The 12,135-nt window shown below is 51.4% G+C and carries 9 protein-coding genes; 7 read left to right on the forward strand and 2 right to left on the reverse strand.

Annotated features, from left to right (window positions below):
* Window positions 1-32: 32 nt before the first annotated feature.
* Entirely contained in the window at window positions 33-902 is an 870-nt protein-coding gene (locus tag ACNA6I_RS19040; protein ID WP_416313964.1) for a LysR family transcriptional regulator, read from the reverse strand.
* A 130-nt stretch (window positions 903-1,032) separates the two neighbouring features.
* Between ACNA6I_RS19040 and ACNA6I_RS19045 the strand changes: the two genes are divergently transcribed.
* The 7 genes from ACNA6I_RS19045 (at window position 1,033) to ACNA6I_RS19075 (ending at window position 11,383) form a co-directional block, all read left to right on the forward strand.
* Entirely contained in the window at window positions 1,033-2,166 is a 1,134-nt protein-coding gene (locus ACNA6I_RS19045) for an NADH-dependent flavin oxidoreductase (protein WP_416313965.1), read from the forward strand.
* Window positions 2,167-2,182: 16 nt separating this feature from the next.
* Window positions 2,183-2,797, forward strand: coding sequence for a DMT family transporter (locus ACNA6I_RS19050; protein WP_416313966.1), 615 nt, complete (start codon window positions 2,183-2,185; stop codon window positions 2,795-2,797).
* Between the two features lie 10 nt (window positions 2,798-2,807).
* Window positions 2,808-3,062 carry an EamA family transporter gene (locus ACNA6I_RS19055; protein WP_416313967.1) on the forward strand — a complete coding sequence of 85 codons (255 nt, stop codon included), beginning with the start codon at window positions 2,808-2,810 and terminating at the stop codon, window positions 3,060-3,062.
* Window positions 3,063-3,196: 134 nt separating this feature from the next.
* Window positions 3,197-4,954, forward strand: coding sequence for a sensor histidine kinase (locus ACNA6I_RS19060; protein ID WP_148796536.1), 1,758 nt, complete (start codon window positions 3,197-3,199; stop codon window positions 4,952-4,954).
* Window positions 4,951-5,688 (forward strand): LytR/AlgR family response regulator transcription factor, encoded by a 738-nt coding sequence (locus ACNA6I_RS19065; RefSeq protein ID WP_048013249.1) that lies wholly within the window; start codon window positions 4,951-4,953, stop codon window positions 5,686-5,688. Before ACNA6I_RS19060 ends, ACNA6I_RS19065 begins: the two co-directional genes overlap by 4 nt.
* A gap of 125 nt (window positions 5,689-5,813) precedes the next feature.
* Window positions 5,814-7,616 (forward strand): carbon starvation protein CstA, encoded by a 1,803-nt coding sequence (gene cstA / locus ACNA6I_RS19070; protein ID WP_159129956.1) that lies wholly within the window; start codon window positions 5,814-5,816, stop codon window positions 7,614-7,616.
* A gap of 170 nt (window positions 7,617-7,786) precedes the next feature.
* Complete coding sequence (locus ACNA6I_RS19075) at window positions 7,787-11,383, forward strand: GH32 C-terminal domain-containing protein (RefSeq protein ID WP_416313968.1); 3,597 nt, start codon at window positions 7,787-7,789, stop codon at window positions 11,381-11,383.
* A 34-nt stretch (window positions 11,384-11,417) separates the two neighbouring features.
* Here ACNA6I_RS19075 and ACNA6I_RS19080 read toward each other — a convergent pair whose 3' ends face one another.
* Window positions 11,418-12,095 carry a hypothetical protein gene (locus ACNA6I_RS19080; protein WP_048006966.1) on the reverse strand — a complete coding sequence of 226 codons (678 nt, stop codon included), beginning with the start codon at window positions 12,093-12,095 and terminating at the stop codon, window positions 11,418-11,420.
* Window positions 12,096-12,135: the final 40 nt, after the last annotated feature.

Genomic DNA, 12,135 nt, shown 5'->3' on the forward strand with positions numbered 1-12,135 from the left:
AATCCATACGTTTAACCGTCTTTTAAAAGACGTTAATGATCAGGAAAACAATGATCGATTATGCTCATGAACTCCAACGCTAGAGGAGAAGGGGCTTTTCCCTTCCTTGTAATGTAACCGATGTTCCTTACCAATTGCGGTTCAAGGGATGCATAGCAGAGATCCATCGATTCCTCAGGAAGTGCAAGATTGGGCATGATGCTAATGCCAAGGTTCTTGGACACCATTGAAATGACGGTCTGATTGTCCTTGATATCATACGAGATGGATGGGGAGACACCATGTTGTTTAAATGCTTCCTCGATAAGTGTTTCGCATCCCGAGCGTAGCATAATGAACGATTGGCCGGTCATATCTTCTACATGGACTGTGCCTCTACCAAAAAAGGAATGTCCTTTAGGGATCACTACATAAAGGGGGTCTTCCAGCAAGGGGATGAAATCCACTTTTTGAACAGGAAGGGCGGTGAATCCGATGTCGACCGTTCCATCTTGGACCCACTTGCGGATGTCTTCATATCCTCCTTCATAAAGGTGGACATCAATTGTTGGGAACTGTTCCTTGAATAGCGCAAGCAATGTAGGAATATACCGTGCAGAAAAACTGGGAAAGCTCCCGATTGACAGTCTCCCAATGGTCAATCCATTCAGGGCAGCCACTTTCTGTTCAATCTGTTCCATGTGGCCAGCAATTTCCCGCATATGGGCAATAACAGTTTGCCCCTCTGCCGTCAATGAAGATCCAGTACGAGCTCTGTGTAATAACGCGATGCCCAGTTCGTTCTCCAGCGCTGTGATGATATGGCTGACGCCGGACTGGGTTAAACCAATCTGGTCCCCTGTCCTGGTGAAGCTTCCGCTATCTATTACTTTTAATAGCACCTTGAGTTGAAATGAATTCAAGTGAGCACGCTCCTTATAATGTTATGCAAGAGAATCTCTAATGGTAAAGATAATTAACATTCATTTCCCTTATGTTAAATAGAAGAATACACTATTAATAGAACAAAAACCAGATAGGAGATGGATAAAATTGAACAATCAGTATCTTGAATTGACGACACCATATGTACTTTCACCCAATGCGATCCTTAAGAACAGGCTTGTGATCGCTCCCATGACGACCTATTCAGGGTGTGAGGATGGCAGAGTGTCAGAAGAAGAGTTTGCTTATTACGGTAGAAGGGCTGGGGGGGCAGGGATGTTCATCACGGCTGCAGCCGCCATTTCCCCCGTCGCCACAAGCTTTCCCCGACAGATGAAAGCATATGGGGAGGAAGCAATCGATGGTCTAACGAAGCTTTCTACCATCATCAAGGAGAAGGGAGCTAAGGCTATCCTTCAATTACATCACGGTGGGAGTGAAAGTCTTCCGGGGTATACCCAAGGGGAGCGCCTCGTCAGCCCAAGCGGTGTAACAGCAACAGTGTATGAAAGATGTGGATGGGAATATCATCCCAGAGAGATGACGCACGAGGAAATCCTGGAGACGATCAGGGATTTTGGACAAGCTGCTCATATCGCCATCCGAGCTGGTTTCGACGGAGTGGAAATCCATGGAGCCAACGGATATTTGATTCAGCAGTTCTTCTCCCCATTTTCCAATCATCGAACCGATCACTGGGGTGGGACACGATTGAAGCGGATGAGGTTTGCAGAAGCAGTCATCGATGAAATCAAGCGGGTACGTGACCTGTATGCAAGGGAAGGATTCATTATCGGGTACCGTTTCTCCCCGGAAGAACCGGAGAAATCGGGACTGAAAATGGACGATACGGTCGAACTTGTCGATGCATTGGCAGATAAAGGGTTATCTTACCTTCATCTTTCCGTAAAGAATGTATGGTCCATGCCGAGAAGCGGATCGAACTTGAACATGACACGGACCGAGATTTTCCGTGATGTTATTGGAGTAAGGACAAGCTTTCTCACCCTCGGGTCCATCCATACACCTGATGAAGCCATTGTCGTCATTAAAAAAGGAGTGCCCCTGTTTGGATTGGGGAGGGAAATCCTGATGGAGCCTGACTGGATGGAAAAGGTGCAAAGTGGACGTCAGAGTGATATCAATACGTTTCTCCCCAGGAATAGTCGGCATAGACTTGTCATCCCTGAGCATATGTGGAACAACATTTTGAAAAGGGATGGGCTACCGGCACATCCGTAGAAAAGAGGAAGCCAGAATGCATCAAGCTTCATTGCTCCGTTTCGCTTTGGCGATGGCCTTATTTGGATCCGTCGGTTTTTTCTCGAAACTCACCGGATTGCCATACATAAAATTGATTGCCGTCCGCCTTCTGTGCGCAGCCCTGCTCCTGTTTGTTGTTTGGCTTGTTAAGCGAGAGGGCGGAATGGATAAGTTGGACCGGAGAGAAGTGGGCATGATCTTATTATGCGCCGTGGCAAATCTATTAAACTGGATTTGCCTGTACGCATCTTTTGAAAAAACATCCGTAACGATTGCGATCTCCCTGTATCGTCTTGCTCCCATATTCGTCCTGATTGCAGGGAGGTTCTTATTCAGGGAGAAGTGGACCACGCGGACGCTCCTTGCCCTCTCCCTTTGTTTCATCGGTACAATCTCCATCATGGGACTGAAAGCCGGCGGCCATCCCGTCTTGGGCGGGGAAGGGATTGCCTGGGGTGTGATGGCTGCTTTCTTCTATGCCGCCACCATGTTGCTAGGGAAAAGTGTGACGAAATCAAGCCTGTATTTGGTCACCTTCCTCCAGATGGTGATAGGACTCCTTATCCTGTTGCCCTTCGTTGATTACACAGTTTTTTTTTTCTCTAAGTAGAGAGCAATGGATGTATTCAATTTTCACAGGGGTGGTGCACACCGGTTTTGTGTACCTGTTATTCTTTCAAAGTCTACGCCATTTGACAGCCAAGACCATTTCCTTCATGGTTTTCATTGATCCCGCTGTCGCCATTTTACTTGATATCCTACTGTCAGGATTCCGCCCAGATCGATTTCAATGGGCAGGTATCATCCTGATTTTTTCCGGGATGCTTGCCACGATCTCCCCACGGGAGCGTAAAACCCGAAGAATGATAAGCTGATTTCATGATAATAAAACCCTCACTGATTCAAGTGAGGGTTTAAAGATGTATTGAAAGCCTTTTATTTTCCCGTTGTCGGGGAGTGAAGGATGACGTAAGATAGATAGGCATAAACGACTGAAAGGAGGGGGGACATGATCCACCTCATTCCACTGATGATCGAGCGAGTAGGCATCGTCCTCATTGCCGCCTTCTTGTTCTCGCAAGTGAAATCATTCAGGAAGCTCATTGAACAACATCAAGGGGGAAGGGATAAAGTATTGTTGGTCCTGATCTTCGGCCTCCTCGGCGTTGTGAGCAATTATACCGGCATTAAGATTTTCCCGGAAACCATTACGGGCAATACATGGCTGATGGAAGTGGAGCCGGATAGCGCCATCGCCAACACACGGATCATGGGGATAACGATCGGGGGTCTCCTCGGAGGTCCCGTCGTGGGGATCGGAGTTGGTCTCATATCGGGGATCCACCGCTACTTCCTTGGGGGATTCACCGCCACTGCCTGTGCCGTCTCGGCGGTACTGGCAGGGGGCGCGGCAGGCTATCTTGGCCTTTGGAGGAAAAAACGAAAATCCATTACGGCCGGTTACGCAGTTGGCGTGGGGGTATCGATGGAAGCGGTTCAGATGCTTCTGATCCTTGCCTTAACAGATCCGTTCAGCCGGGCTTTCCGACTGGTCGAAGTCATCGCATTCCCGATGATCGTCGTGAATGGACTCGGGATGCTCCTGTTCATGCTGATCATCCAAAATATCGTACGGGAGCAGGAGAAGACGAGGGCCTTGCAGACAACGAAAGCGTTTACGATTGCTGACCGGACGCTCCCGTATTTTCGTAAGGGATTGAACGGAGAATCCTGTCAGGAAGTTGCCAGGATCATGCTGGACCTGACCGAGGCCGATGCGATTGCCATCACAGATTCAGAAGGGGTCCTGGCCCATGTAGGGTCTGCCGAGGATCACCACAAGCCAACGAAGGGGTTCGCCACCGAACTGACGAAAAAAGTATTGAAGCAAGGGGAGGTCCTCATGGCGAAGAGCAGGGAGGAAATCCTGTGCCGGAATGAAGACTGCCCCCTTTTGGCTGCCGTTGTCCTTCCGTTGAAAGTGCACGGGGAAACGGTGGGAACGTTGAAACTGTACTTCCATGATCCCGCATCCCTGACGGAAGTGCAGCAGCAGCTCGCAGAAGGGTTGGCCAAGCTGTTCTCGACGCAGCTTGAGCATGCGGATGCCGAAGAGCAGCTGAAGCTCCTGAAGGACGCTGAAATAAAGGCCCTGCAGGCGCAGATCCACCCGCATTTCCTATTCAACTCGATCAACACGATTTCCGTCCTCTGCCGGACACAGCCGGAAAAGGCGAGGGAGCTGCTGCAGGAGCTCAGTCACTTCTTCCGCAGCAATCTGCAGGGAGCCCGGAATCTGGTCATTCCCCTTGAGAAGGAAATCGAGCATGTGAAAGCCTACCTTTCCCTTGAGCAGGCGAGATTTCCCGATCGATATGAGGTTTCATGGGAAGTGGAGCGGGGACTTGAAGCAAGGCTCGTGCCCCCGTTTGTCCTCCAGCCTCTCGTCGAGAACAGCATCCGTCACGCCTTCACCCGCAGAAGGGAGAAGGGGGAGGTCCTCGTGAGGATCACGATCGAGGGGAGCGACCTCCACATAAGGGTCTCGGACAACGGGAATGGGATTCCCGAAGAAAAGCGCATGATCCTCGGGAACGAAACCGTCCCGTCCAAGCACGGGACAGGGACGGCGCTCGTGAACATAAAGGAAAGGTTGGATGGCATCTACAGTCACCGCGCACGATTTGCCATCACGAGTAAAGTAGGGACGGGTACGGAGATATCCATCCGGATTCCCTATGAGAGTACAGGAGGTTTGCAATCATGAAGCTGAATGCATTTATAGTAGACGATGAGCCACTCGCAAGGGATGAGCTCGCCTACCTATTGAAGCGCACCCATGAAGTGGAAGTCATGGGACAAGCAGGGGACGTGGAAGATGCCCTGGAACAGATCCGCTCACAGAGGCCCGACATCCTGTTCCTGGACATCGAGCTGTCCGAGGAAAGCGGCCTTATGTTGGCGACGGAGATCAACAAGATGGATCAGCCTCCTTTTATCATCTTTGCAACGGCGTATGATGAGTTTGCACTGGAAGCTTTTGAACTGAATGCAGTGGACTATCTGTTGAAGCCGTTCGGGGAGGGGCGCGTGCGTCAGACGATTGCCAAGGTGCGGTCGATGATGCAGCGGTCGATACCCGTCGAAGAAAAGAAAAGCAGGCCGAACCTCGATACAGGGAAGTTCGCCATCGCGACGGATGAGAGGATCTTCCTGATCGATAAAGACGCCATCGTGTATATCGGTACGTCAGAAGGGAGAACCGAACTGAAGACAGTGGACTCGGTCTATCAGATACCGGAGCCCTTATCCGTGGTGGAGAAACGGTTGGACTCCCCTGCTTTCCTCAGGGTGCACAGAAGCTATATCATCCAGCTGACATGCATTGAAGAGATACAGCCCTGGTTCAATTCAACGTACAACCTGATCATGAAAGACGGCTCCAAAGTACCCGTGAGCAGGACCTATGTGAAAGAACTGAAGCAGCTGATCGGCTTCTGATGCATTTCAACCCTCGAATTCTGCAGGTCAATCCGATTTGCAGGCCTCTCATAATGAAAACGCTATCAGTAAGCGTTTTATTTGATATAGTGAACCTACTTAATCGTCAACGGGAGGTTTGAGAGATGAATGCCATTACGATGGTGATCGGTTCGATTTGTATTCTGATGATTGCGTACCGGCTTTACGGTACATTCATGGCTGTGAAAGTCTTGAAATTAGAAGAGATGGAGAAAAAGAGAAAGACCCCGGCCCATGAGCTGGAGGATGGAAAGGATTATGTCCCGACCAGTAAATGGGTGACATTCGGCCACCATTTCGCCGCCATCGCTGCTGCTGGTCCCTTGGTCGGACCGATCCTGGCCGCCCAGTTCGGATACTTGCCCGGCCTGCTTTGGCTCTTGATCGGTGCCGTGATCGGAGGGGCCGTCCATGATGCCGTCGTCCTTTTTGCTTCCATGCGACAAAACGGTGAATCCCTTGCTGAAGTCGCAAAAAAGGAGCTTGGACCGGTAGCGGGATTCTGTACCGGACTTGCCATGTTGTTCATCATCACCATCACGATGGCGGGTCTATCCATGGTCGTCCTGCATGCACTGGAGCGGAATCCTTGGGGTACATTTGCTGTCGGGATCACGATCCCGATTGCCATGGGTGTCGGTCTATATCATCGCAAGACAGGTAACCTGAAGGGGGCTTCCATCGTCGGGTTCCTGCTGATCATGCTGGCTGTCTTCGTGGGTCCTTACATCCAGGATACCAAGCTTGGGGATCTGCTCACACTTGATGTGAAGACGCTATCCATCATTCTGCCAGTCTATGCATTCTTCGCAGCGGCTCTGCCGGTCTGGCTGCTTCTGGCACCCCGGGATTATCTGAGCAGCTTCATGAAAATCGGGGTGTTCGTGGCCCTCATTGCCGGAGTTTTCGTCGTGAATCCTTCCATTCAGATGCCGGCCTTTACAGAATTCATCCACGGAGGAGGTCCTGTCCTGAATGGTCCTGTGTGGCCGTTCATTTCGATTACCATTGCCTGTGGTGCCATTTCCGGGTTCCATGCATTCGTCGGATCAGGTACGACACCGAAGATGCTCGATCGCTGGCGTGATATCAAGTCGGTCGGCTTCGGTGCCATGCTGGTGGAATGTGTGGTGGCAATCATGGCATTGGTTGCGGCCACTGCCCTTCATCCGGGTGACTACTTCGCCATCAACGCCACTCCGGAAGTTTTCAAGACGCTCGGGATGTCCACGGTCGACCTTCCGAAGCTGAGTGAAGAGATCGGGCTCAATCTTGAAGGAAGAACGGGCGGTGCGGTCACGCTCGCGGTCGGGATGACCTATATCTTCACCGACATTGCCTGGTTCGATAAACTGGCTTCGTTCTTCTTCCAATTCGTCATCATGTTTGAAGCCCTGTTCATCTTGACGGCGATTGATTCCGGTACACGGGTGGCACGCTACTTGATCCAAGACTTTGGCGGTGCATTCTACAAACCGCTGAAGCGTGTGGACTGGATACCAGGGAACATCTTTGCGAGTGCCCTTGCCTGCCTCCTGTGGGGATATCTGCTCTTCTCGGGTGATATCGGTTCCGTCTGGGCCCTCTTCGGGGTATCCAATCAGCTCATGGCCTCGATCGGACTGATCATCGGAGCGACCATCATCCTCAAGGTCGCGGACAAGAGAAGATACATGCTCACCTGTTTGATTCCGCTTGCCTATCTGTATGTGACCGTCAACTATGCCGGTTACTGGATGGTCAAGAACGTATATCTGAATCAGGCAGCGTCTGGATACAATGTGCTCAACGGGATTCTTTCCATCGTGATGCTCATACTCGGACTGATCATCATCCTCACGGCCATTAAAAATTGGATCCAGAATTGGAACAACCCGGCCCTTGCCATGCAGCGCAGGTCGGCGTAAAAGGTACGAAACGTCCCGGAAGCATATCCGGGACGTTTTTTTATCGGAAAAATTTAAACATCATGTTCCGATAGGAGTAGAATCCGTCCATCCATCCGTTTGATAAAGTAGTTTTGTAAGCGCTTTATTAATAGGAAGGGAGAATGAGAGTGAAGAATATTTTCAGGTGGATGGGGGTTATCTTGATGCTCGGGTCATTATGGACACTATCTGGTACAAGCGGCTCTGCTGCAAAGGGGGATGATGCGATTTTCGGCTATGTCCCATTATCGGGGGATTGGAAGCAGGGGAAGAAAGGGAACGTCGATGGAGAAGCAAGGAAAAAGGCCCCTGCCCTTATGGTGTCGGCGGATAAGAAGGGGGGATATGCAGAGTATGAAACAGCGATCACCGCGGACAAATCGGCCTCGTTCATCCTCGGTGCAGATGAACGGGGAGAAGGGGGAGTGGAGATCCAGTTCAACGTGAAGAAAGATAGCGTCATCCTCATGTCACGGAGTGATGGGGAAGTTTTGAAAAAAATAAAGCATGCGCTCCGGTCCAAAAAGGAAGTATCGATCAAGGTGAGAACCGATGGGACAACTGCAAGCCTTTGGTTGGATGGGGATCAGGTGATGCAAGGGGTGGAGACCGGCCCCGTCCACGGACATCATGGATTCCTTGTGGAAAAAGGCAAGGCCCATTTCCGTCAGACAACCGTAAGCGAGTGGCGTGCCAACCTTGATGGGGTGAAGATCGGGAGCAAGGGTTGGGCGCTTACCCCGGGCGGTCTGAAATCAGTGAAAACGAACCAACAACTCCTATCGGATACAAAGGCGGAGGATTTCTCTTTCGAGACCCGGCTTTACCTGACAGAACCTGACTCTTCGGCATCCCTGATCTTCGGGATTGATGCTACAGGGGAGGGAGGATGGCAAGTGGAAGTCGACGAAAAGCGGGACCTGATCCGTTTAGTGGACCTGAAAGGAGGAAAGACCCTGCAGTCGGTTTCAACCGGGATACAAGAAGATATCCTGTATCATGTGAAGATCGTGGCAGAGAGCGGCAAGGTCCACGTTTTCTGGGGGGAAGACCCAGGCCCGCTCCTGACCGATGAGGAGGTGGGTACGACTGAAGGATATCTGGGGTTCGCGGCTGAAAAAGGAGCCGTCTTCCAGGATGCGAGGGTGAGCGGGCTCGAAGGGAACCTTGAAGGGTGGACCCCTGACAGGGGAGAGTGGCTCCCCCATTTGCAAGGGGTGATGGGTACCAGTGATGGAGAAGACAACGCATTCCGCATGGCCACCACTGTTGGGAATGATTTTATCCTGGAGGGCGATGTGACTATCCAAGATGATTCTTCCTACGGGACGGCCGGTTTGATCTTCAGGTCCGATGGGGCATCCGGATATATGCTTCAAGTCGATCCGAACCTTGATCGGATCCGGCTCCTGGATCTGAAGGGCGATCGGACAATCGGGGAATCCAAACGGGAACTTTCCCCGGGACAGACCCACCATGTCGAACTCCACGTCGTGGGGGCATCGATCAAGGTATATGTGGACGGATATGAAGAACCTGCAATCGATGTTGTCGATCCCGCTTATTCCGAAGGGAGATTCGGGTTGAATGTGTATAACGGCAGTGCCATCTTCCAGCATGTGTATGCGACGCCGCACGAGGAGTATTACAGTGAACTATACCGTCCTCAATATCACTATACCCAGGCAAGGGGATATGCGAGCGATCCGAATGGACTTGTCTATTACAAAGGGGAATATCATCTCTTTCATCAGGACGGCGGTAAGTGGGCACATGCTGTCAGTACCGATCTCGTCCATTGGAAGAGGCTGCCCATCGCCATTCCCTGGAATGAGATGGGGCACGCCTGGAGCGGGTCTGCCGTCATCGACCACGATAATTCTTCTGGCCTCTTCCCGGAGCAAGGTTCCGGGATGATCGCGTACTACACCTCCTTCAACCCATCAAAACCGAATGGGGATCAAAAAGTGGGGCTGGCCTACAGCAAGGATGAAGGACGATCATGGCAGTTCCATGAAGGGAATCCGATCATTCCGAATATCGGTGAGTTTTATGATAGCGGTGGATGGGACTTCCGGGATCCCAAAGTCGTCCGTGATGAGGAAAGGGATCAATGGGTCATGGTCATCTCCGGAGGCGATCACATCCGGTTCTTCACCTCCAAGAACCTCATCGATTGGGAAATGATCGACTCATTCGGATATGGAGACTATGTCAGGGGCGGAGTATGGGAATGCCCTGATTTCTTCCCGCTAGCTGTTGATGGGGATGAAGGCAATCAAAAATGGGTCCTATCCATCAGCATGGGAGCGAATCCCAAAACAGACGGATCCGATACCGAATATTTCATCGGATCATTTGATGGAAAGAAATTCGTCAGTGATCATCCTGCGGGGACCGTACTGAAGAATGAATACGGAAAAGAAATGTATGCAACGATGTCCTTTTCGGATATTCCAAAAGAGGACGGTCGCCGGATCTCACTCGGATGGATGAGCAACTGGGACTACCCATTTGCTTATCCGACGTCCCCCTGGAACGGTCAGATGAGCATACCGAGGGAGTGGGAGCTGAAAACGTTGGCTGACGGAGAGGTCCGAATGGTCCAACGTCCCATTGGGGAATTGAAGGGAATCCGCGGGAACAAAACATCCTTCGGAGTGATCTCGCTCTCCCCGGATTCAAAGAACCCCCTGGCCGGAACTACAGGTATCGCTTATGAAATCGAGGCGGATATAGAGCTGCTGGAGGATGATTCAGGATTTGAAATCGGGCTGAGAGAGTCAGGGGACCAGGAGACCCTCGTCGGATTCGAAGGGGCGGGACAGACGATGTATGTTGATCGCTCCAGGTCGGGAGAGGTCGATTTCTCCGAGAAATTCTCCACGAGGCATGAAGCAGGAATGGATCCAGCCGACAGGCGAGTGAAGCTGCGCATCTTTGTTGACGGGTCTTCTGTGGAGGTTTTTGCAGGGGACGGAGAGATCGCTTTCTCAAATCTCATTTTTCCGGACGGGGCGAGTGACGGTATGAGCCTGACGTCCACCGTTGGAAACATTAAGGTCCACCAGTTCGATGTGTATCCCCTGGACACGGTATGGAAGGAAGCCAATGGGGAACGCCTTCAAATGGATCATGATCGGTTGAGCCTGAAGAAGGGCGAGAGTCATACCCTCTCCGTCAGGTCCGACTCATCCTCTGCCATCCACTGGTCGTCCTCCAACCCCGAAGCGGTCGAAGTCCGGGATAAGGGGACCGGGGAAGCAGACATCACGATGAAAGGAAGCGGCCGCAGCATCATCACGGCGAAAACCAAAGGTGGAAAGCTGAAGGGGGAGACCGTGGTCGACAGCAGGGAGGCGTACACGATATCAAGAGGGGTTCAAGGCCTTGCACTGGAATCACCGGTGGAAAACGGCTCCACCGTGTTGATGGGAGATCCCGTTCAGCGATGGGAATTCTCCCTTCGTCCAGGAGGCGGCTACAGCGTGACGGCTATTGACAGTGGGAAGGTACTCGACTCCTCGGGAAGTATGCGCGGGGATGCGCTTCAAGTATGGGACGATCTTGGCTATCGAAACCAACAGTGGGAGGTGACCCCTCTGGGAGATGGTACCTTCGCTTTCAATGTCCTGAATAGCGGGCGCTCTCTTGGAGCAGTGGATGAGGCACATGGGGGCGGGGTCGTACTCCATGAGGTAGGTATGGAAAAAAGGAGAGGGTGGAGAATCATCGGCAAAGAGTAAGGAGGGGCCGTCCAGATACACTGGGCGGTCCTTTTCAATCCAGCAACTTCCTGGCATCTTCTGCCGAATCAATACCCTCCAACTGCCGGAAATTGAATGTCCTGGTATTTTTCGTAGAAATGACATCGGACTGATGTTCATAAAGGGCGGGATAGTCAGAGAGTTCATTGACTTCCACAATGGTGAGTTCAAAACCGGTCTTGGTGAGCTCGTCTTTGATGGTTGTTAGGGAAGAGGCCGCTCCTGCCAATGCTTCGGCATCGGATTCCTCCAAAGGCATCTTCCTGTACAGAAAGAGTGCTGTTTCAAGGTCATGCAGATCCCATGTATCCCCGTCCCTGTAGTAGTTGGTCAAATGGGGATGCTCAAATCCGAGTGTTTTCAACGTTGCAGCTTCCGGGGAGTCCTCGAGCCACTTATTGAATTCCAGGAGGAGCCCGGCTTCACCATAATTATCATAGAGGACCTTGGATGAGAATGTTTTTTCTTCCATTTCCATCAGGAAAACGACTTCCGGTTGGTCCGTCCTCTTGACGATGAAGATGGTCGGATGCTCATGTTTCGTGCTCATGATGGTGACATTGAATCCGTACTTCTCTTTTGTATAGTGATTGAGCACCTTCTCGACTCCAGACTCCCGGGAAAGTAGCCAAGCGAAAAGGAGGATGAAAATGATGGCGGCTGCCAAGATGATCCATGTGTTCTTTTTCATTGCATCACCTCCTTCTCATTCTACCTCATTATGAAGCAGG

Origin of the sequence: Rossellomorea sp. FS2, assembly GCF_047915635.1 — a bacterium.
GTDB classification, from domain to species: Bacteria; Bacillota; Bacilli; order Bacillales; family Bacillaceae_B; genus Rossellomorea; species Rossellomorea marisflavi_A.

Coding starts and splice junctions, on each gene's coding strand:
- ACNA6I_RS19055 (WP_416313967.1), top strand. CDS start 2,808: ATGTATTCAATTTTCACAGGGGTGGTGCACACCGGTTTTGTGTACCTG.
- ACNA6I_RS19080 (WP_048006966.1), bottom strand. CDS start 12,095: ATGAAAAAGAACACATGGATCATCTTGGCAGCCGCCATCATTTTCATC.
- ACNA6I_RS19050 (WP_416313966.1), top strand. CDS start 2,183: ATGCATCAAGCTTCATTGCTCCGTTTCGCTTTGGCGATGGCCTTATTT.
- cstA (WP_159129956.1), top strand. CDS start 5,814: ATGAATGCCATTACGATGGTGATCGGTTCGATTTGTATTCTGATGATT.
- ACNA6I_RS19065 (WP_048013249.1), top strand. CDS start 4,951: ATGAAGCTGAATGCATTTATAGTAGACGATGAGCCACTCGCAAGGGAT.
- ACNA6I_RS19075 (WP_416313968.1), top strand. CDS start 7,787: ATGGGGGTTATCTTGATGCTCGGGTCATTATGGACACTATCTGGTACA.
- ACNA6I_RS19060 (WP_148796536.1), top strand. CDS start 3,197: ATGATCCACCTCATTCCACTGATGATCGAGCGAGTAGGCATCGTCCTC.